The sequence below is a fragment of the Pseudomonas thivervalensis genome, assembly GCF_001269655.1.
Classification (GTDB): Bacteria; Pseudomonadota; Gammaproteobacteria; order Pseudomonadales; family Pseudomonadaceae; genus Aquipseudomonas; species Aquipseudomonas thivervalensis.
This window is the reverse complement of sequence record NZ_LHVE01000007.1, coordinates 822,828-842,520: the sequence shown is the minus strand read 5'-3', so window position 1 is coordinate 842,520 and position 19,693 is coordinate 822,828. Positions and strand designations below refer to the sequence as shown.

Annotated in this window: 17 protein-coding genes; 5 read left to right on the top strand and 12 right to left on the bottom strand. The window is 60.6% G+C overall.

Annotated features, from left to right (window positions below; translation table 11 throughout):
* The first annotated feature begins 45 nt into the window (after nt 1-45).
* Nucleotides 46-1,314, top strand: a complete 1,269-nt coding sequence (locus AD659_RS11420) for a carbohydrate porin (protein ID WP_053121218.1) — start codon at nt 46-48, stop codon at nt 1,312-1,314.
* Between the two features lie 57 nt (nt 1,315-1,371).
* Nucleotides 1,372-2,091 carry an SDR family NAD(P)-dependent oxidoreductase gene (locus tag AD659_RS11415; RefSeq protein ID WP_231987683.1) on the top strand — a complete coding sequence of 240 codons (720 nt, stop codon included), beginning with the start codon at nt 1,372-1,374 and terminating at the stop codon, nt 2,089-2,091.
* Between the two features lie 94 nt (nt 2,092-2,185).
* Here the strand turns inward: AD659_RS11415 and AD659_RS11410 are convergent, their stop codons facing one another.
* The 3 genes from AD659_RS11410 to gabT all read right to left on the bottom strand — a co-directional run bounded on the left by AD659_RS11410 (nt 2,186) and on the right by gabT (nt 4,759).
* Nucleotides 2,186-2,674, bottom strand: coding sequence for an Lrp/AsnC family transcriptional regulator (locus AD659_RS11410; protein WP_008146530.1), 489 nt, complete (start codon nt 2,672-2,674; stop codon nt 2,186-2,188).
* 46 nt (nt 2,675-2,720) lie between these two features.
* Nucleotides 2,721-3,377 (bottom strand): HAD family hydrolase, encoded by a 657-nt coding sequence (locus AD659_RS11405; RefSeq protein WP_053121215.1) that lies wholly within the window; start codon nt 3,375-3,377, stop codon nt 2,721-2,723.
* Between the two features lie 89 nt (nt 3,378-3,466).
* Nucleotides 3,467-4,759 carry a 4-aminobutyrate--2-oxoglutarate transaminase gene (gabT, locus tag AD659_RS11400; RefSeq protein ID WP_053121213.1) on the bottom strand — a complete coding sequence of 431 codons (1,293 nt, stop codon included), beginning with the start codon at nt 4,757-4,759 and terminating at the stop codon, nt 3,467-3,469.
* A 286-nt stretch (nt 4,760-5,045) separates the two neighbouring features.
* On the opposite strand from gabT, the gene AD659_RS11395 reads away from it, so the two are divergent.
* The 3 genes from AD659_RS11395 to AD659_RS11385 all read left to right on the top strand — a co-directional run bounded on the left by AD659_RS11395 (nt 5,046) and on the right by AD659_RS11385 (nt 7,806).
* Complete coding sequence (locus AD659_RS11395; protein WP_053121211.1) at nt 5,046-5,972, top strand: 2-hydroxyacid dehydrogenase; 927 nt, start codon at nt 5,046-5,048, stop codon at nt 5,970-5,972.
* A 226-nt stretch (nt 5,973-6,198) separates the two neighbouring features.
* Nucleotides 6,199-7,056 (top strand): GNAT family N-acetyltransferase, encoded by an 858-nt coding sequence (locus AD659_RS11390; protein WP_053121209.1) that lies wholly within the window; start codon nt 6,199-6,201, stop codon nt 7,054-7,056.
* A 42-nt stretch (nt 7,057-7,098) separates the two neighbouring features.
* On the top strand, nt 7,099-7,806 hold the full coding sequence (locus AD659_RS11385; RefSeq protein ID WP_053121207.1) for a cupin domain-containing protein: 708 nt from the start codon (nt 7,099-7,101) through the stop codon (nt 7,804-7,806).
* Between the two features lie 301 nt (nt 7,807-8,107).
* On the opposite strand, the gene AD659_RS11380 is transcribed toward AD659_RS11385, so the two are convergent.
* From AD659_RS11380 to AD659_RS11340, 9 genes are all read right to left on the bottom strand, one after another.
* Nucleotides 8,108-9,187: a tartrate dehydrogenase gene (locus AD659_RS11380; RefSeq protein ID WP_053121204.1), complete on the bottom strand. Its 1,080-nt coding sequence runs from the start codon at nt 9,185-9,187 to the stop codon at nt 8,108-8,110.
* 34 nt (nt 9,188-9,221) lie between these two features.
* Nucleotides 9,222-10,679 (bottom strand): NAD-dependent succinate-semialdehyde dehydrogenase, encoded by a 1,458-nt coding sequence (locus tag AD659_RS11375; RefSeq protein ID WP_053121202.1) that lies wholly within the window; start codon nt 10,677-10,679, stop codon nt 9,222-9,224.
* 130 nt (nt 10,680-10,809) lie between these two features.
* Entirely contained in the window at nt 10,810-11,967 is a 1,158-nt protein-coding gene (gene argE, locus AD659_RS11370) for an acetylornithine deacetylase (protein WP_053121200.1), read from the bottom strand.
* Complete coding sequence (locus AD659_RS11365; protein ID WP_053121197.1) at nt 11,964-13,805, bottom strand: ABC transporter ATP-binding protein; 1,842 nt, start codon at nt 13,803-13,805, stop codon at nt 11,964-11,966. Before AD659_RS11365 ends, argE begins: the two co-directional genes overlap by 4 nt.
* Before the next feature lies 1 nt (nt 13,806).
* A complete protein-coding gene (locus AD659_RS11360) occupies nt 13,807-14,682 on the bottom strand; it encodes an ABC transporter permease (RefSeq protein WP_053121195.1) in 876 nt (291 codons plus the stop codon).
* On the bottom strand, nt 14,679-15,635 hold the full coding sequence (locus tag AD659_RS11355) for an ABC transporter permease (protein WP_053121373.1): 957 nt from the start codon (nt 15,633-15,635) through the stop codon (nt 14,679-14,681). The genes AD659_RS11360 and AD659_RS11355 overlap by 4 nt, the downstream gene beginning before the upstream one ends.
* 40 nt (nt 15,636-15,675) lie before the next feature.
* Nucleotides 15,676-17,319: an ABC transporter substrate-binding protein gene (locus AD659_RS11350; RefSeq protein WP_053121193.1), complete on the bottom strand. Its 1,644-nt coding sequence runs from the start codon at nt 17,317-17,319 to the stop codon at nt 15,676-15,678.
* 83 nt (nt 17,320-17,402) lie between these two features.
* The gene (locus tag AD659_RS11345) at nt 17,403-18,677 is read right to left on the bottom strand and encodes an NAD(P)/FAD-dependent oxidoreductase (protein WP_053121190.1); all 1,275 of its coding nucleotides are present in this window, start codon (nt 18,675-18,677) and stop codon (nt 17,403-17,405) included.
* Nucleotides 18,678-18,713: 36 nt separating this feature from the next.
* Nucleotides 18,714-19,382 carry a haloacid dehalogenase type II gene (locus AD659_RS11340; protein ID WP_053121188.1) on the bottom strand — a complete coding sequence of 223 codons (669 nt, stop codon included), beginning with the start codon at nt 19,380-19,382 and terminating at the stop codon, nt 18,714-18,716.
* Nucleotides 19,383-19,693 lie beyond the last annotated feature (311 nt).

Here is a 19,693-nt window from a genome sequence, read left to right as displayed (position 1 = left end):
GCTGCGTCTGCTCATCACAACAACAATAAAAATGAGTTCCTGATCATGAACCCGATCATTCGTTTGTCCGCGTTTTTGTTCCTGGCGTTTACCTATTCCCATGTTTGGGCACAAGACCGTGAAGGTCCGTTGGCTGAGTTGGGCGAACAATTGGCCGGCTACGGCATCGAGCCCCATCTGCAATTCACCAGTCTGGCCATGAAAAACCTTGATACCGGGCCTCGTCCCTACAGCTTCGGTAACAGCGGTGATCTTTACATCGGGGCGGACATCAATCTGGCCACACTCGGCGGTCTCGACGGTGCAGCCCTGCACTTCGAACAAACCGTCTTCATCCTCGACAAAGGCACCGGCCAACCCACCGCGGGTAACTGGCAAGGCGCCGCCGGCAGTTATTTTGCCGGGGCCCCTTTGCACAACGATATCGCCAGCAACCAGTTGAGTGTCCTGACGTTCGAACAGAAAGCACTCGACGACCAACTCGATATGCACATCGGACGTACGAATGGCCGGCGGTATTTCTACATCTATAACTGTGAAAACACCGTCACCTGCAACGATCCGATCCTGGACGCGTCAAGCGGCATGCTGCCGCCGCCCTTTGGCGCCTGGGGCGGTTACTTGAAGTACCAAGTGAACCCTGGCCTCTATGTGCATGCCGGGGCGTTCGAATCCAACCCGGTGGATTACCTGAAAGAGCGTAAAGGCCTGGACTTCAGCACCAACGATGCGAGCGGCACGAGTTTCCTGATGGGGATTGGCAGCAAGCCCGGCGACGACACCACCCAGTACGAACTCAACGCCTACTTCAACTCGTCCAAGCAGGTCGATCCGTTGACCGGCACCAGCGAGCACGGCACCGCCGGAGGCTTCTTCAAGTTTCGCCAAACGTTGTGGCGCGGTGGGCAACAGGGAATGCAGATATTCGGCTCGCTGTCGACGACTGCAGACGATAAACAACCCTTCAACCACTTCGCTGAAGCCGGGCTCACCTACCTGGCGCCTTTTGATCGAGCCCAGGACAAGCTCAACTTCAAGACCAGCTACCTGCAAGTCAGCTCCCACCAGTTGCAGTTCCAACAACGCCTGCGCGTCGCAGCCGGTGGGGACCCCGAACTGGGCGAACGCAACGTCTACGCACTGGAAGCCAACGGCCATTTCGCCTTGACCCGCCATTTCGCCATCGAGCCCAGCATTCAGTACGTGATTAATCCGGACAACTACTACAACCCGGGCGCGACGCAATTGAGCAACAACGGTTTTGTGGTTGGCCTGCAACTGATGCTGGATGTCGGCTCCGCGCTGGGCCTATGAGCGCATCACGACAGCAACGTTTTTTACTGACTTTAAGAGGCAATGACGACTATGTTCATGAGCAATCTGTTTGAAGGCAAGGTCGCGCTCGTCAGTGGCGGGACCTCGGGGATCGGTCAGGCAACCGCCGAGTATCTGGCCCGGCACGGTGCCAGAGTCGTAGCGATTGGCCTGGGCGCCGATACCACCGTCGTCGCCGACGGGGTCCAGCTTGATCTACGAGAGGTTAACGTCACCGACGATGAATCGCTCAAAAGCGTTATCCAAAGCCTCGACCGCCTCGACATTCTGGTACCTGCCGCTGGGGGAACGCTGGGCGAAAAGGAAATGGAGTGGGAGGCCTTCAACCAAGTGTTGTCGGTTCAGCTCAACGCCGTCTACCGGCTCATCAGCCTCGCGTACCCGCTAATGGCGAAGCAAGGCGGATCGATCATTAACATTGCGTCGATGTTTTCCTATTTCGGCGGCGGCAAGCTCGTGGCCTATTCAGCGGCGAAGGGGGCAATCGTGCAGATTACCAAGTCTCTGGCCGAGGCCTACGCCCCCGATAATATTCGTGTGAATGCCGTGGCGCCGGGGTGGATCACCACCCCGCTGTTGGCGAAAATCGATGATCAACCGAGGATTGACCGCCTGTTGTCCCGCACGCCCATGAAACGTTTTGGCAGTGCTGAAGAGGTCGCCAAGGTGATTGCCTTTCTGGCCTCTGATGCCGCTTCCTTTGTTAACGGTGCAGTGCTGCCGGTCGATGGTGGTTATCTGACCACTGCCATCTGAAATCAAGGCCGATGAGTCATCTTTAAAGCTCTCAATGGCCCGCGGCCACGACGTTTGAGGGTTTGCCGCCATGGACGGCTGTCGCCAAGACGTCTCAGTGACGCAACAACCTGCGCAACGGGACCCCATCCTTGAGCACGGGGGATTTGATGACGATGTAGCTGAAGTACTTGGAAATGCCGATGTTCTTGTCCAGCAACCCTTCGATCACTTCCTGATAATGCTGGATGCTGCAGGTCATGAAACGCACCAGGTAATCGTAACCGCCGCTGATCAAATGGCACTCCAGTACCTCATCGACCAGGCGAATATTGGATTCGAACTTGGCGAAATCTTCCCGCTTGTGGTCGCTGAGCGTGATTTCAGTGAAGACCGTGACCGAGTCAGTGATCTTGGCCAGGTTGAGGTGAGCCCTGTAGCCGGAAATATAACCCGCCGACTCAAGCCGCTTGACTCGCTGCAGGCATGGGCTGGATGACAGCCCCACGGCATCGGCGAGACTGACGTTGGTCATTCGACCGTCCTTTTGAAGTTCAACAAGGATACTGATATCAATTCGGTCTAGTTTTATTAAACCTTCCATCGGGTACCCCTCGGTTGTCTTCAGGTTGACAGTGGTTTTAGCAAATTCAACGGCGCAAAGATAGCTGATGCTGAGCGACGAGGTCGGCCATGCTGGTGATGTAGAAATCGGCGAAAAATTCTTGATTATCAGGCTCATGGCCACGGCGAATCAGGCACAGGCCCGCCGACTTTGGCGGTTGCGCGGGCGGTCTGGACACTTGCATGATGTTTTCAGGCTTGAGCTTGTTCGCCAGCAGCCATGCCTCATCCTCCAATGGATTGTTGGCCCGGGAGTGCAGGTCCTCGGGAGGGATTCCCAAGCGCTCGCAGAGCGGGTCACGATCCTCGGCATCGCGGTCGCAATACACCAGCAACCGGTAGAATTTACGCAGGTACAACATCGCTCCGGGTGCGTCCTCGAACAGCGACCAGTTACCTGCCGAACGGGCAAAGCTCATGCCCTCCTCCCAACTGACCTTGAGTCCCAGGCGCTCTGCCAGTTGACGATGGGCAAAGCACAATAAACCACTGAAGCCCAGTTCGGAAAAACGCGGATAAAGCCCGCGCACCGCCGCGTCGAATTCCACCAACACCGCGTCCCTGCCTGGCATGCCGGGATGGTTGTCGAGCAAAGGTTGCAGGGCCGTCCAGACACCGGAATCCCGATCCACCAGGACTTCGTCGCAATCGATCAGCAGCGCACGATAATCAGTCAGGTGCATGTGTCGCCTCCCATGATGCATTCATCAATCCATATGCGTTAAATGCCCTCGGTCGGCCCATCGTTACAGGTGCCGACCGAGACCTGAGATTAATCCAGCACGCGTAGTAAAGCTGCTTCAAGAATGGCCAGTGCTTCGTCGATCTGGCTTTCTTCGGTGACCAGGGGGGCCAGGAAACGCAGGACATTTCGGTACACCCCGCATTTGATCACCAACAGCCCGCCTACCCTGGCCTGGTCGATCAGTTGCTGGGTAAGTTCGGCGTCGGGGCTGCGGGTCTCATCGTCCTTGATCAGTTCGATGGCCAGCATGAAGCCGGTACCGCGCACGTCACCGATACGCGGGTGACGTGCCTGCAAGCGCAGCAGGCCCTGACGCAGCCGCTCGCCCAATGCCTTGCCACGCTCGAGCAACTGCTCCTGTTCGTAAGCATCGATCACCGCCAACGCCGCCGCACACGCCAAGGCGTTACCGCCGTAGGTGCCGCCGAGACCACCAGGCAAGGGCGCGTCCATGATGTGGGCACGCCCCACTACGCCGGAGATCGGCAAACCACCTGCCAGGCTCTTGGCGACAGTGACCAGGTCCGGCTGAATGCCGGCGTGCTGGAAACCGAACCATTTGCCGGTACGGCCGAAACCGGTCTGGATTTCATCGAGGATGAGCACGATGCCGTGTCGCTCGGTCAGGGCCCGCAGCGCCTGGAGAAATTCCGGCGGCGCGGAAAGAAAGCCACCGTCGCCCTGCACCGGCTCGATGATGATCGCCGCGACGCGATCCGGAGCGACTTGGGTCGCCAGCAACTCATCGAGGGCCTGCAACGCCATCTCGCTGCTGAAACCGCGATAGGCATTCGGGTAGGGGGTATGGAAGACCTCCGGCGCGAGGGGACCGAAATTCTGCTTGTAGGGCTGGCTCATGCCCGTCAGCGTCGTACCCAGCAAGGTACGCCCATGGAAACCGCCACGGAAGGAAATGATGGCGGGACGATTGGTGTGGGCGCGGGCGATCTTTACCGCGTTCTCCACTGCCTCCGCGCCGGACGTAAACAGCGCGGCCTTGTAGGCTTGCTCGCCACCCACCAGTTCGCACAGGCGCTTGACCAGGTCGAGATAGGGTTTGTAGGCCACGACCTGGAAACAAGCATGGCTGACCTTTTGCAGTTGGGCCTGCACTGCCGCGACCACCTTCGGATGATTGTGGCCGATGTTCAAGACGCCAATGCCGCCGACGAAGTCCAGATAGCGCGCCCCGTCCACGTCCCACATTTCAGCCCCCTGGGCCCGGTCGATGACCAGTGGGTGTGCGGTGACCAAACCCCGTGGCACGAATTGATCGCGTTGACGGAGCAAACTTGGGGTTTCTTCGACTTTACTGTTCATGGCATCTCCCACAGTGAACCAGGCAACCGGGAAACGGCTGCGATGTGTTCCACAGGTTAAGCGTTCGACGCAATTGTCTAAGCCGAACTTGGCCTCTGGGAAATTCGGATCGACTGTTTTCACCCCGGCAAACAGCAGAATCCTTCAGCCGCCTCCAGCCCCATGGAATCTGCCGGCAAACGCCCCATACAACGCAGTGTCATGGGATTACACAGGCTCTTTCAATACATCCTGCTTTGCCACTCGGGCATGCTGGATGTTCCCTATCCAGTACGAGAAGTGACCCATGGCCCTGCTCTATAAAGCCGACCCGGTACGCGGTGAACAATGGAAGCGTCTGTTCGCCGAGCACGCGCCGGATATCGAATGGCGTGCCTGGCCGGACATCGGCGATCCGAAGGACATTCGCTACCTCGCCGCTTGGCAGGCGCCGGACGACCTCGAAACGGTGTTGCCCAACCTGGAGGTGTTGTTCGCCTTGTCGGCCGGGGTCGACCAGCTCGACCTTGACCGCCTGCCCATGTCGCTGCCGGTCGTGCGTTTACTCGATCCGGGCATCACCCGGGGCATGTGTGAGTACGCCAGTTTCGCCGTGCTCAGCCTGCACCGGGATATGCTCCGTTATCGCCAGCAACAGCTCGCCCGGTGCTGGCAGGCGCACTTGCTGCAACCGGCGGCTCAGCGTCGGGTCGGTGTCATGGGGCTTGGCCTGCAGGCCCGGCAGATCCTGGCCACGTTGCAGACCTTTGGTTTCGCCTTATCGGGCTGGGCACGCAGCGAACACACTGTCGTTGGAGTGGATTGTTTTGCCGGTGACGAACAACTCCCGGCATTCCTCGGGCAATGCGACATCGTGATCTGTGTCTTGCCATTGACCGAGCAGACCCAAGGGATTCTCAACCGCCAGTTGTTCCGACACCTGCCCCAAGGCGCGGCCCTGGTCAACATGGGCCGCGGTGGCCACCTGATAGAAGAGGACCTGCTTGAGGCGCTCGCCAGCGGCCAACTCAGTGCCGCGGTGCTCGACGTCTTGCAACAGGAGCCGGCCGCGCCGGATCACCCGTTTTGGCAGCATCCGCAAATAATGCTGACACCACATATCGCGGCGATGACCCAACCCGAAAGTGCCTTTGGCGTGCTGCTGGAGAATATCCGTCGGCATCAACGCGGCGAATCGATGCTCGGCCAGATTGACCGCCAGCGACGTTATTGATGTGCGATGCCCGTGCGCCGGCGGAAAGCACCGACGAAAAAATCCGCTGATATTTGCTGCTGAGCCTGTTACCGATTTGAGCAATAACTGCGGCGCGTGAAGCCGCAACTGATGCAATCTACCGAATCAATGCCGGCCTCTTGTCAGGCCTGGCGGCAGGTGAGATACCAACACTTTCAGCGGAGAAATCCGACCGGTCACGCGCCCTTATCTACGGAGATCCGTCATGTCCAACTCGCCACGCCCTGTCTATGCCTATCGCCCCATGACCGCTGCCGATGTGGCAGCCGCCCATGCCTTGTCCGTGCAGTTGAAATGGCCCCACCGCCTGGAAGACTGGGCCATGCTGCAGCGTGTCTCCGAGGGTTTTGTCGCAGAGGACGAAGGTCGTCTGATCGGTACCGCGTTCACTTGTCCGCAGGGTGATTACGCTACGATTGGCCTGGTGATCGTCAGCGATGAGTACCAGGGCCAGGGCATCGGGCGCAGATTGATGGAGCTTGCGCTCCAAGCGTGCGGCTCGCAGACCGCCATGCTCAATGCGACGCTGGCCGGGGCGCCCCTTTATGTCAGCCAGGGATTCGTCGACTTTGGACATATCCAGCAGCATCAGGGAAACGTATTGCCTCCTGCCCCCACGGACCTGCCATCCGGTGAGCGCCTGCGCCGCCTGACCGAAGCCGATCGAAACGACGTGATCGCACTCGCCAACGCCGGCAGCGGCCTGGACCGGCATGCCGTGCTCAACGATCTGTTCGACAGTGTCGACGACGTCGTGGGCATCGAGCGCGAGGGTCAACTGCGCGGGTTCGCCATCCTGCGTCCCTTCGGTCGCGGTCGCTACATCGGCCCGGTCGTGGCAGAAAATCCAGAGCAGGCCAAGCACTTGATCGCCGTGTTGTTGGCGCAAGTGCCGGCGGCTTTCGTGCGCATGGATGTGCTGCCCCATAGCGGCCTCGGTCCGTGGCTGGAAACCGCCGGGCTGAAGCAGGTCGACACCGTCGCCCAAATGGCCCGCGGGACCCCGCCCCAGGCCAGCGGCGGCGTACAGCAATTCGCGCTGGTGACCCAGGCCATCGGCTGACCCCCTTCCCTCTACACCATCCACTTCCGGAGAAACGCCCCCATGCTAGAACCCACTGCCGTGCTGTTGGCCCATGCCAACGGCACTCCCGCGTCCACGGCATTCACCCGCGGCTCATTGAGCGCCAACGATCCTTTCGACCGGCAGATTGCTTATGTCGGGACCGATGATATTGCTGCTGGCGTTGTCCAGGCGAGCGGGCAATTCAACGTCGATGCATACCCCTACAGCGAAACGATTGTGGTCCACGCGGGACGCGTCACCCTGCACAGCCAGGATCAATCGCTCGAACTCAACCCGGGTGGCAGCGCCGTGATTGCCCGCGGGACATCGGTTCGGATTGAGGCGCAACCGGGTTCGCTCTGGGCATTCTGTGCCGATATCCAGCCTGTTGAAACCGGCAACATTGGGTTGACCGCGCTTCCGCCGCATACACTGCTCTCTCCTTCGACGCCACCGCCTGAGGACTTTTTGCTGAGCCCGACACCGCAATGTCGCTCGAACAATTTGTTCGTCGAGGACGCGACCAACCTGCGCATCGGCATCTGGGATTCGACACCTTATATCCGCAAGGCGCGGCCACATACGATGCATGAACTGATGCATTTGCTCGAGGGCAGCGTCGTGCTCCAGCTCGCGGATGGGACGGGCCTGGCGGTGAATACTGGCGATACGGTGTTTGTGGCTAAGGGGGCTCCTTGCGCCTGGAAGAGCGGTGTCTATGTGCGCAAGTTTTATGTCTGTAAGTGATGTCTGATGGCTCACTCACCTGGATGTCGGGCTTGCTGGCCCCATCGCGAGCAAGCTCGCTCCCACAGGGGGCTGAGTTGGATATAAATCTTGTGTTCACTGAAGATTAAAATGTGGGAGCGAGCTTGCTCGCGATAGCGGTGGTTCAATCACCTGGATGTTGGGCTTGATGGCCCCATCGCGAGCAGGCTCGCTCCCACAATTGGATCGGCGTACAAACGTGAGAATCAGCACGGCTATAGGGCTCGGCGCCTCGCTCGGGTACACCGAGCCTAGGCGAGGCGCCGAATGACGCCTCCGATCAAAGCGCCATCGCAATAGCCGTACCAACATCCTGAGTAGAACCCTGCCCACCCAAATCAGGCGTAATCGGCCCCTCGGCAATGACCCGCTCGATAGCCCTGAGAATCCCATCGTGAGCCGCACGATAACGCTCATCGCCATCGCCCAGGAAATCCAACATCAAGGCACCAGACCAGATCATCGCAATCGGGTTGGCAATGTTCCGCCCATAGATATCCGGCGCCGAACCATGAACCGGTTCAAACAGCGAAGGAAAGCGTCGCTCCGGGTCGAGGTTGGCCGAAGGCGCGATGCCGATAGTGCCGGTGCAGGCAGGTCCCAGGTCGGACAGGATGTCGCCAAACAGATTCGACGCCACCACCACATCGAAACGATCAGGCTGGAGCACGAAGCGCGCACACAGGATATCGATGTGCTGCTTGTCCCAGGTGACGTCCGGGTACTGCTGCGCCATGAGCGCCGTGCGTTCGTCCCAGTACGGCATGCTGATGGAGATACCGTTGGACTTGGTCGCCGCGGTCAGACGCTTGCGCGGCCGGGTCTGCGCCAGGTCGAAGGCGAACTTGAGGATCCGGTCCACGCCGCGGCGAGTGAACACCGACTCCTGCAGCACAAACTCCTGTTCGGTGCCTTCGAACATCTTGCCGCCGATCGAGGAATACTCGCCTTCGGTGTTCTCGCGGATCACCACGAAATCGATGTCCCCGGCTTCGCGCCCAGCCAACGGGCACGGCACGCCGGGAAACAGCCGCACCGGACGGATGTTCACGTACTGGTCGAAGTCCCGGCGAAACTTCAGCAGCGAACCCCACAGGGAAATGTGATCCGGCACCTTGTCTGGCCAGCCCACGGCGCCAAAGTAGATGGCGTCGAAGCCCTTGAGTTGTTCAAACCAGTCGCTGGGCATCATCTGCCCATGCTCCAGGTAATAATCACAGTTGGCCCAGTCGAGCACCTCGATGCTCAAGTCCAATTGCCATTTCTTCGCGGCCTGCTCCAATACTCGCAGGCCTTCCGGCAAGACTTCCTTGCCAATACCGTCACCCGCAATCGCGGCGATTCTGAATGGTTTGCTCATCAACAGTACCTCCTCTCTTCAAACGCGGACCGGATCACAGCCCACCCATATGGAAGGCTTTGACTTCAAGGAATTCATCCAGGCCATACTTGCTGCCTTCACGCCCCAGACCAGATTGTTTGATCCCGCCAAAGGGGGCGACGTCCATGGAAATGAGCCCGGTATTGAGACCGATCATGCCGAACTCCAGCGCCTCGCCGAACCGCCATGAGCGGCGCAGGTCCTGGGTGAAGAAATAAGCGGCCAAGCCATAAGGCGTTGCATTGGCCAGGGCCAGCGCTTCTTCTTCAGTGGTGAAACGCATCAATGGCGCGACCGGCCCGAAGGTTTCTTCGTTGGCCAGCAGCATCCCGGCATGGGCGTCACCGAGCACTGTCGGCTGGACGAACTGGCTGTCGCCGTTGGGAATCTCACCACAGAGTAGACGAGCGCCCTGGCTCAATGCCTCGTCGATGTGTCGAGCGACCTTGCTGACCGCCGCCGCGTTGATCAGTGGGCCGATGTTTACGCCGTTCTCCTGGCCATCGCCGACCTTGAGTTTGCCCACCTCCTCCACCAGGCGCTGGGCGAAGCGCTCGTAGATCCCGTCTTGCACCAGAATCCGGTTGGCGCAGACGCAGGTCTGCCCGGCGTTGCGGAATTTACTGAGCATGATGCCAGTCACCGCTTGCTCCAGATCCGCGTCGTCGAACACGATGAATGGCGCGTTACCGCCCAGTTCCAGGCTCAAGCGCTTGATGTGCTCCGAGCTCTGGCGCATCAGCAGCCGACCGATGGCGGTGGAACCGGTGAAGGACAGCTTGCGCACCGTCGGGTTGCCGGTCAGCTCTTCACCGATGCCGGCAGGCATGCCGGTGACGACGTTGAACACCCCGGCCGGAATGCCGACCCGCTCGGCCAGCACGGCCAGGGCCAGGGCCGACAGCGGGGTCAGGTCCGAGGGCTTGACCACGATCGTGCAGCCGGCAGCCAGTGCTGGCGCGCATTTGCGGGTGATCATCGCGTTGGGGAAGTTCCACGGGGTGATCGCAGCGCAGACACCGACCGGTTGCTTGAGGGTCAGCAAGCGGCGATCACCGCTGGGGGCCTGGATGGTTTCGCCATAGACCCGTCGGGCCTCTTCCGCGAACCATTTGACGAAACTGGCACCGTAGCGAATCTCGCCCTGGGCTTCCGTCAGTGGCTTGCCCTGTTCGCAGGTCAGAATCAACGCCAAGTCGTCGAGGTTGTCGATCATGGCCTGATACCAGCGGTCCAGCAATGCCGCCCGTTCTGCCGCCGGACGTGCGCGCCAGGCCGGCCAGGCACGGTCGGCGGCCTCGACGGCGCGCCGGGTTTCGTTGCCTTGTATCGCGGGCACCCTGGCGAGCATTTCGCCGGTGGATGGGTTGATGACGTCCAGGGTCGCGGCGTTGTCGGCACCGACCCACTGACCATCGATGTAAGCGAGTTCTACCAGCAGGCTGGGGTCTTTCAGGCGATTCTTGAGCATGGCGTGGAGTCCTGTTCTGAGACAGTCTCCAGTCTATTGAGTCGCCATGGATGAGGATGCTGAAAACGCCGGCCCTACAGCCGTGAATGCTGAAAATCAGTCTTCGACGGCAGGCTTTACCGTGGCACGACTAACTGCGCATTGAGCCCAATAGCCCCTGCAGAAAACGCTCGCCAGCGTCCATCTGGCTGATCTCGATGAACTCATCAGGCTTGTGTGCCTGTTCTATCGAGCCTGGACCGCAGACCACCACCGGCACGTCCAGGCGTTGCTTGAACAAGCCGCCCTCGGTGCCGAACGAGACTTTGGCGGTGCCGGTATCCGGAGCGGCAAAGTTTTTCAGGAAATGCACCGCTTCGACGCTCGGGTGGGTGTCGAGGCCCGGGTAGACATTCAACGTCTCGATTTCGATGGCGGCCACGCTGGAGAGCTTCTTGGCTTCACGCACGATCAGTTCGGCCCGCTCGCGCATCTGTTCCAGGAACCCGTCCAGGTCGTCCGCCGGCAGGTTACGCACTTCGAAATCCAGGGTGCACAGGTTGGGCACGATGTTCAGTGCCTTGCCGCCGACAATCTGGCCGACATGCACGGTGCTGTAGGGCACATCGTAATCGGTATCCCGTGCCCCTTGCTCTTGCAACTGCTGCTGGCTCTGGCGCAGCGCGGCGATGAAATCGCAGGCCACGTGAATCGCATTGACCGAACGCGGTGCGAGAGAGGAATGGGCCTCCAGACCGCGACAGTAAGTGCGGTAAGAACCCTTGCCCTTGTGCCCGAGCACGAACTGCATGTTGGTCGGCTCGCCGATGACGCACAGGAACGGCCGAACCGGCGCCAGGTGCAGCACATCGAGCAAGCGACGCACCCCCACGCAGCCGATCTCTTCATCATGGGACAGCGCCAGTTGCAACGGTCGGCTCAACGGCCGCTCGGTGGCATCGAGCATCGCGTCGACAGCCAGCGCGATAAATCCCTTCATGTCGCAACTGCCGCGCCCATAAATTCGCCCGCCCTGCATCGTCGCCTCAAACGCCGGGAAGGTCCAGGCCTGCCCCGCCGCCGGCACCACGTCGGTATGCCCGGACAGCAGGATTCCCGGCACGTCCCGTGGCCCGGTGCTGGCAAACAGGTTGGCTTTCTTGCCGCTTTCATCCCGGACGATCAGTGACTCGATGCCCTGGGTCAGCAGCAGATCGCGCACGTACTCGATCAAGGCCATGTTCGATTCCGAGGAGACGGTATCGAAGGCCATCAGTCGTTTGAGAATCTCCAATACACGGGGTTTCATGCATACGCCGCCACGGTCAGGTTGTTGGACTGCTGGGTTTTCAGCAACTCGGCACTGTCGTGGTGGCAGAGGATTTCACTGCCACCAACAATCATCCGTCGCTCCGGCGCGACGCAGTTGCACAAGCCGTCGACCCGCACCGGGCAGCGACTGAGGAAGGTGCACAGCCCGGGCACGTTGGCTTTTGGGCCCATGGGCGGCAGCGTCTGGCAAGTCGTCGCCCCGCAGGTTTCCAGCCAGCCCTGGCGCAGTTCCGGTACGGAATGGATCAACAGGTCGGTATACGGATGGAACGGCGCCTCGGCATAGGCCTGGCGGGTGCCGGCCTGGACTTTGTGGCCGCTGTACATCACCACGATGTCGTCGCACAAGGCGCGCACGGTGGAGATGTCGTGGCTGATGAACAGGTAGGACACCCCCAGTTGCTGGCGCAGATCGCGCAGCAGTTCGAGAATCGCCGCGCCGACCACCGTATCCAGTGCCGAAGTCACCTCATCGCACAGGATAAGGTCAGGCTTGGCCGCCAAGGCGCGGGCCAGGTTGACCCGTTGCTTCTGGCCGCCGGACAGTTCGTTCGGCCGCCGGTCCGCCATCGTGCGCGGCAAACGCACCAGGTCCAGCAATTCGCCGATACGCTCGCGCAACGCCGCGCCCTTGAGGCCGAAATACATCTTCAGCGGACGACTCAGGATCGTGCTGATGCTGTGCATCGGGTTGAGGGCAGTGTCGGCGTTCTGAAAGACCATTTGAATGCGTCGGAATTGCTCATTCGTGCGTGACGACAGGCTGCCGCCCAGGGGTTCGCCATCGAAGGTCAACCCGCCAAGGGCTGGCACCAACAATCCGGCCACGACCCGGGCCAGGGTTGATTTGCCAGAACCCGACTCACCGATGACGCCGATGGCCTGGCCTCGACGAACCGTCAGGTCAATGTCTTCCAACACCCGAATCGCTGGCATGCCCTGGGCATTTTTGTTGCCATAGCCGGCGGTCAGCCCTTGGATAGTCAGCAATGGCGTGTCTTGGGCGATGTCGCTCGGTGGACGGATCGTCGTGTCCGGCCGCGCCGCCGCCAACAGACTGCGGGTGTACTCGTGGGCCGGGCCCTTGAGCAACGGTGCCGTGGCGCTGTGTTCGAAAATTTCGCCACCGTTGAGCACCACGATCTGGTCCGCCATCTGCGCCACCACCGCAAGGTCGTGGGACACATAGACAGCTGTTGCACCCCGTTCCCGGACCACCCGTTTGAAAGCCCGCAGCACATCGATCTGGGTCGTCACGTCCAGGGCCGTGGTCGGCTCGTCGAGCACCACCAGCAACGGATCACTGATCAGCGCCATGGCCGCCATCACCCGTTGCAATTGCCCGCCGGACACCTGATGTGGGTAGCGCTGGCCGATGCGTTCTGGGTCTGGCAGGGCCAGGTCGCGGAACAACTCGATGGCCTTGGCCTCAAGCACGGCCCGGCTACCCAGGTCATGAATCAGCGCGCCCTCCACCACTTGGTCGATCAGTTTTTTCGCTGGGTTGAACGCCGCGGCGGCGCTCTGGGCGATATAGGACACCCGGTTGCCGCGCAACGTCTGCAACTGGCTTTCGCTCAGCGCCAACATGTCATGCTCGCCGATCTGCACCACACCGCCGGCCAGCCGACACCCGCGCCGGGCATAACCGAGCAGCGCCAGGGCAATGGTGGTCTTGCCAGAACCGGACTCGCCGATCAATGCCAACACTTCACCCTTTTGCAGGGAAAAGCTCACACCCTTGACGATGTCCACTTCATCGCGCTCGCCACAGGCGACCACGCGCAGGCCTTGTACTCGAATCAATTCGCTCATTTCAATGACCTCCCGAACGTCGGCTACGTCGCGACGACAACCGGTCGATGAACAGATTCACGCCGATGGTCAGGGTGCCGATGGCCAGCGCCGGAATCACGATGGCCGGCGCCCCTTGATTGAGGCCGCCGATGTTCTCGCGCACCAGCGAACCCAGGTCGGCATCCGGCGGTTGCACGCCCAGCCCCAGGAAACTCATGCCACTGAGCAGCAGCACGATAAAACCAAAGCGCAGGCCCAGGTCCGCCAGTACCGGGTTGAGAATGTTCGGCAGGATTTCCACGCAAGCGATGTACAGCCGGCGCTCGCCACGGGTACGGGCCACTTGCACGTACTCCAGCGCTTCGATGTTCACCGCCATGCTGCGGGCGATGCGGAAAGCGCCGGGGGTGTAGCTCAACACCGCCGTGCAGATCAGCAAGGTGACCGAAGAGCCGAAGGCCGAGACCATGATCAGTGCCAGCATCTTGCTGGGGATCGAGATGAACGCGTCCATCAGGCGACTGATCAGTTCATCCAGCCATTTTGGCGACACCACCGACAACAGTGCCAGACTGGTTCCCAGGGTGCTGGACAGTACCGCGGCCACCAACGCCAGGCCGACGGTAAAGCGTGCGCCGACAAGGATCCGGCTGAGCATGTCGCGGCCCAGGTAATCGGTGCCGAACGGGTACGTCGCGCTGAGGCTGTCGAAGACGTTGTCAGAGACCACCTCCCCCACCGGATGCGGCGCCAGCCACGGGCCGAAGATGGCCACCAGCAACCAGATCACACACATCGCGGCGCCGACCAGGCCAAGCCAGGACTTGGCGTGGGCGTCTTTGCCCAGCCCCAGCGCAACGGCCGCCGTCGGGGACTTCACAATGAGGTTGTTCATTGGTTTCTCAGCCTCGGATTGGAAAGAATCGCGCACAGGTCGGCAATCAACACCAACCCCAGGTACGCCGTACAAAACAACATGGTGCAGGCTTGCACCAGGGCCATGTCGCGGTTGGTCACGGCATCGACCATCAGGCTGGCGATGCCGGGGTAGTTGAAGATCGTTTCCACGATCACCACCCCACCCAACAGGTAGGACAGGCTCAGGGCGATGGCATTGGCGATGGGACCAATGGCATTGGGCAAGGCATGCCGAAGCACGATCCGGATATTGCTTACACCCTTGAGCCGGGCCATTTCCACGTAAGGGCTGTCGAGTTGATCGATCACCGCCGCCCGGGTCATGCGCGACATTTGCGCGACAATCACGCAGCACAGCGTCATCACCGGCAACGCGTAGGTGCGCATGAATTGCCAGGGTGAGGTGATGTCACTGGCGTAGGACAGCGCCGACAGCCAGCCCAGGTTCACCGCGAAGATCAGCACCGCCAAGGTGGCAACCAGGAATTCCGGCACCGCCACCATGGTCAAGGTGAAGAAGCTCAGGAAGCTGTCGATGCGCCCGCCTCGGCCCATCGCCGAACCGATACCCAGGGTCAACGCCACAGGCACCGACACCAACGCCGTGGCAGCCGCCAGCATCAACGTGTTGGGGACCCGGCCGGCCATCAGATCGATGACCGGCATGGCGTTGGACATCGACATGCCCATGTCACCGCTGAGCAGGCTTGTCAGCCAGTGCAGGTAGCGCAACACACCGGGCTGGTCCAAACCCATTTTCATCCGCAGGGCCGCCACTTGTTCCGGCGTGGCGAACTGCCCCAGGGCCTGTTGCGCCGCGTCCCCCGGCAGCACCGCCGTGATGGCGAACACCACCATGGAGACAATCAACAAGGTCACGACCGCCGCCCCCAGGCGGCGGCCGATCAACCAGAGTGTGTTGCTATTCATCATCCGACCCTCATGCAATATGGCCCAGACCCGACGCTCATCAGGCGTCCAGCCAGACTTGCTCGGCAAACATGTAGCCCATGAAACCGCCCAGGGGGTTGGCGCCATAGCCTTTGACGCGCTGATCGGCGCCATCGATGTTGCTGATGAACACCGGTACGCCAATACCGCAGTGCTCGTGCACCAGCACTTGCATGTCGCCGTACATCTTGCCGCGCTTGGCCTCGTCGGTTTCACCGCGAGCCTGTATCAACAGCTGGTCGAACTGTTCGTTTTTCCAACCGGATTCATTCCACGGTGCGCTCGACTGGAAGAACTGCGAGAACAACATATCGGCATTCGGTCGTGGGTTGATGTTGCCAAAGCTCAGTGGGTGCTTGGCCCAGTGGTTGGACCAGTAGCCATCGCTCGGCAAGCGGTTGACGTTGAGCTTGAGCCCGGCCTCTTTGGCGGACTGCTGCAGCAACACCGCGATGTCCACCGAACCGGTCGCCGCTGGCGAGCACATCATCGGCATGCTGATGTCTGCCATGCCGGCCTTCTTGAGCAGGAACTTGGCCTGTTCCGGATCGTAGGCCCGTTGCGGCAACTCGGCGTTGTGGAAGCGCGCCCCGGGTGCGATCGGATGGTCGTTGCCGACCCTGGCGTAGCCACGGAAAATCGCTGACTTGATCTGCTCCCGGTCCAGCAGCAACTTCATGGCCTGGGTGAACTCCGGGCTTTTTCCGGGCATCTGGTCCTGACGAATGATCAAGTCAGTGTAGTTACCCGACGGTGAATCAATGACCCGATGCTTGGCGCTGTCCTTGATGCGAGCCGTCGAGCGTGGGTTGACCTCGTTGACGATGTGCACATCGCCCGACAACAGGGCATTGATCCGTGACGATTCGTCGGCAATGCCGATGAATTCGATCTCGTCCAGGTACGGCAAGCCGGGCTTCCAGTAATTGGTGTTGCGCACACCAACGGAACGCACTCCGGGCTTGAACTCCTTGACCTTGAACGGACCGGTACCGATGCCCTGGCTGAAATCGCTGGTGCCTTCGGGGACGATCAGCATGTGCGAAACGGCAAGCACCGATGGCAGTTCAGCGTTGGGGCCGCTCAACTGTATCTGCACTTCATGAGTGCCGACGGCTTTGACGTCGGCGAACTGCGACGCCAGCGGCAAGACCTTGGAGCCGGTGATCGGGTCCTTGTGCCGCAACAGCGAAAACACCACGTCGGCGGCGGTCAATGCCTTGCCATTGTGGAAGGTCACTTCCTTGCGCAGGCTGATCACCCAGAGCGTGGCATCGGTGGTTTCGATACGCTCGGCCAGTTCCAGTTGCGGCACCATGTGGCTGTCGAAGCGCGTCAGCCCGTTATAGAACATGTAATGGCGCACATAGTCGGTAGACGATGAACCTTTGGCCGGGTCCAGGGTGTCGGCGGTGGAACTGGTCGAGCCTGCGACACGGATACGACCACCCGGCTTGCCTTTGCCAGCGCTTGCCTCCTCATCGGCGAACAACTTGCCAGCAGCGCCGAACAGGCTGCCCGCGCCCGCCACGGCCACCCCGGCCAACCCCAGCATCTGCAATGCATTGCGGCGTGACATGCCGCGATTGAGCCCTTCGAAAACGCGCAGACTTTCCGTACCTGTTATCAGCTGGGTGTCGATACTGTTTTTTTTGTCAGTCATGTCAGTTCTACCTTTCGGAAGTGATAAGGCTCGATGGCTCGCGATTAACGCAATGTGTTGAAACGTGAAGCGTCCCTTGCAACTCAGTGCAAATAGTCTTGAAGGCGGTAATACGCACCTACCAGAGGCAGGAACCAGGGCTTGCCAAAATGTCCGGGGATGGCTGGCCAGTCGAGTTCGCGCCAAGGGTTGGCCTCGACCTTGCCGGCCATGACGTCAGCCATGACCTGCCCCATGTGCACCGACATCTGCACGCCATGGCCGCTGTAGCCCATGGAGTGATAAATGCCGCCGTGCTGGCCGGCCCGGGGCAGCCGATCGGAGGTCATGTCCACCAGTCCACCCCAGCAGTAATCGACCTTCACGTGAGCCAACTGCGGGAACATCTGCACCATCGCTGCGTGCAGGACTTTGCCGCTCTTGGCATCGGACACGCTGTCAGACATCGCAAACCGCGCCCGCCCGCCAAACAGCAAGCGGTTGTCCGGCGTCAGGCGAAAATAGTTGCCGATCATGCGGCTGGTGACATAGGAGCGATGTGCCGGCAGCAAACTGTCGATCAGCGCCTGCGGCAACACCTCGGTGGCAATCACGAAACTGCCCACCGGCACGATCCGCCGCCGATACCAGCCCAACCCACCCTGCTGACAGGTGCCGGTGGCCAGCAGGATTTGCGTGGCCTGGAGCGAACCCTTGGTGGTATTGACCCGATAACCACCGCCACTGGCTTTCCAATCCGTGACGGACACACCCTGGAAAATCAATGCGCCGTGACGGGCCGCGGCTTCGGCCAATCCGACCCCGAAGCGCCCGACATGCATCTGCACGCCGTTGCGCTGCAGCAAGCCACCATGGAACTGGGCCGAGTTGACTTCAGCGCGGGTCTCTTGCGCAGACAGCAACTCGACCTCGGCATCGACCTCCCGCCGAATCAGTTCGCAAGTGCGCGCCAAACCTTCGTAATGCATGGGCTTGGCGGCCAGCTTGAGCTTGCCATTGCGCTTGAGGTTGCAGGCAATCTGTTCCTGCTCCACCAACGAGACGACGCTCTGCACGGCGCTTTCATAGGCCTGGTAATAGGCGCGCGCTTTATCGGCACCGAGGCTGGCACTCAGTGCCGCGTAGTCCTGGGCAACGCCGGTATTGCACTGGCCGCCATTGCGTCCCGACGCTTCGCCAATGATCCGCCCGCCTTCCAGCACCACCACATTGGCGCCCTTCAAGGCCAGGGCGCGCGCCGCGGCCAGGCCAGTGAAACCACCCCCGACGATGGCCACATCGACCTGCCCGGGCAACGCACCGAGCTGGGCACCGGTAAATGCCGGTGCGGTATCGAGCCAGTAAGACTCACTGCCCATGTCTAACCCCTTATGCCTTGAAGAGTGCCGGGAGACTCAGAGACCGACCAAACCGGCCAATCCGCCGATGTCCGGGATCTGGTGGTAGCTGTAGCAGGCGTTTCCAGGCTGCTCATGACCACGGGCCACGAACGCTTTGTTTTTGATCTTCATGTCGTCGGCCGGCATCAAGTCATAACGGAAACTCGAGGACACGTGCAGGACATCCTCGGGCCCGCAGTTGAGGTTATCGAGCATGAACTCGAAGGCGGCCAGGCGTGGTTTGTAGGCTTGGGCTTGTTGAGCCGTGAAGACTTTATGGAAAGGCGCGCCGAGCTTGTCGACGTTGGACATGATCTGCTCGTCCATCGCGTTGGAGAAAATCACCAGGGGGATCTTGTCGGCGATTTTCGACAGGCCGGCCGGGACGTCGGCATGCGGACCCCAGGTCGGTACGGCATCGTAGTAGCGCTGGCCTTCGCCTTTGTACTCGACCCCCCAACGCTTGCAGACCCGGGCCAAGGCAGTCTTGAGGATTTCATCATACGGCCGCCAGTCACCCATCACCTGGTCCAGGCGGTAGGCCGAGAAATCCTTGACGAACTGGTCCATCTGCTCGGCAGGGACCCGATCGGCGAACAGCTCGCGCGTCATGGTCCCCATCTGAAAATTGGTCAACGTGCCGTAGCAGTCAAAGGTAATGAACTTGGGGCGAAGGAAGCTCATGAGTGCAGTCCTGAGTGATGGTTGAGGTCATGAGGGGCAAGCAGTTGCGCCGTTCTAAAGGCCTGGGTGCAACGCTGCATCACGGATTTATTACAGCATCATGAGACCGTGCATAAACGGTTAAAAGTATAGGTCGCTTGGCACAAACCACCGTTTTTCGGGGCCTGCTCAGCAGACTGTGCGGGATGCGCCAAGGGCGGGCATTTGCGCCGTTTTCAAGGCATTTGCGGACATTTATGGTGCGCAGAAAACCACTGGAAACCCCGCCTGCGGCAGAATCTACGCCCGCAAACGAAAACGGGCGCATCCTC

What these genes read in the sequence shown, in the direction of transcription:
- gabT (WP_053121213.1), bottom strand. Translation starts at nt 4,759, where the DNA reads ATGAACAGTAAAGTCGAAGAAACCCCAAGTTTGCTCCGTCAACGCGAT.
- AD659_RS11415 (WP_231987683.1), top strand. Translation starts at nt 1,372, where the DNA reads ATGAGCAATCTGTTTGAAGGCAAGGTCGCGCTCGTCAGTGGCGGGACC.
- AD659_RS11420 (WP_053121218.1), top strand. Translation starts at nt 46, where the DNA reads ATGAACCCGATCATTCGTTTGTCCGCGTTTTTGTTCCTGGCGTTTACC.
- AD659_RS11375 (WP_053121202.1), bottom strand. Translation starts at nt 10,679, where the DNA reads ATGCTCAAGAATCGCCTGAAAGACCCCAGCCTGCTGGTAGAACTCGCT.
- AD659_RS11385 (WP_053121207.1), top strand. Translation starts at nt 7,099, where the DNA reads ATGCTAGAACCCACTGCCGTGCTGTTGGCCCATGCCAACGGCACTCCC.
- AD659_RS11405 (WP_053121215.1), bottom strand. Translation starts at nt 3,377, where the DNA reads ATGCACCTGACTGATTATCGTGCGCTGCTGATCGATTGCGACGAAGTC.
- AD659_RS11340 (WP_053121188.1), bottom strand. Translation starts at nt 19,382, where the DNA reads ATGAGCTTCCTTCGCCCCAAGTTCATTACCTTTGACTGCTACGGCACG.
- AD659_RS11360 (WP_053121195.1), bottom strand. Translation starts at nt 14,682, where the DNA reads ATGAACAACCTCATTGTGAAGTCCCCGACGGCGGCCGTTGCGCTGGGG.
- argE (WP_053121200.1), bottom strand. Translation starts at nt 11,967, where the DNA reads ATGAAACCCCGTGTATTGGAGATTCTCAAACGACTGATGGCCTTCGAT.
- AD659_RS11350 (WP_053121193.1), bottom strand. Translation starts at nt 17,319, where the DNA reads ATGACTGACAAAAAAAACAGTATCGACACCCAGCTGATAACAGGTACG.
- AD659_RS11380 (WP_053121204.1), bottom strand. Translation starts at nt 9,187, where the DNA reads ATGAGCAAACCATTCAGAATCGCCGCGATTGCGGGTGACGGTATTGGC.
- AD659_RS11365 (WP_053121197.1), bottom strand. Translation starts at nt 13,805, where the DNA reads ATGAGCGAATTGATTCGAGTACAAGGCCTGCGCGTGGTCGCCTGTGGC.
- AD659_RS11355 (WP_053121373.1), bottom strand. Translation starts at nt 15,635, where the DNA reads ATGAATAGCAACACACTCTGGTTGATCGGCCGCCGCCTGGGGGCGGCG.
- AD659_RS11410 (WP_008146530.1), bottom strand. Translation starts at nt 2,674, where the DNA reads ATGGAAGGTTTAATAAAACTAGACCGAATTGATATCAGTATCCTTGTT.
- AD659_RS11395 (WP_053121211.1), top strand. Translation starts at nt 5,046, where the DNA reads ATGGCCCTGCTCTATAAAGCCGACCCGGTACGCGGTGAACAATGGAAG.
- AD659_RS11390 (WP_053121209.1), top strand. Translation starts at nt 6,199, where the DNA reads ATGTCCAACTCGCCACGCCCTGTCTATGCCTATCGCCCCATGACCGCT.
- AD659_RS11345 (WP_053121190.1), bottom strand. Translation starts at nt 18,677, where the DNA reads ATGGGCAGTGAGTCTTACTGGCTCGATACCGCACCGGCATTTACCGGT.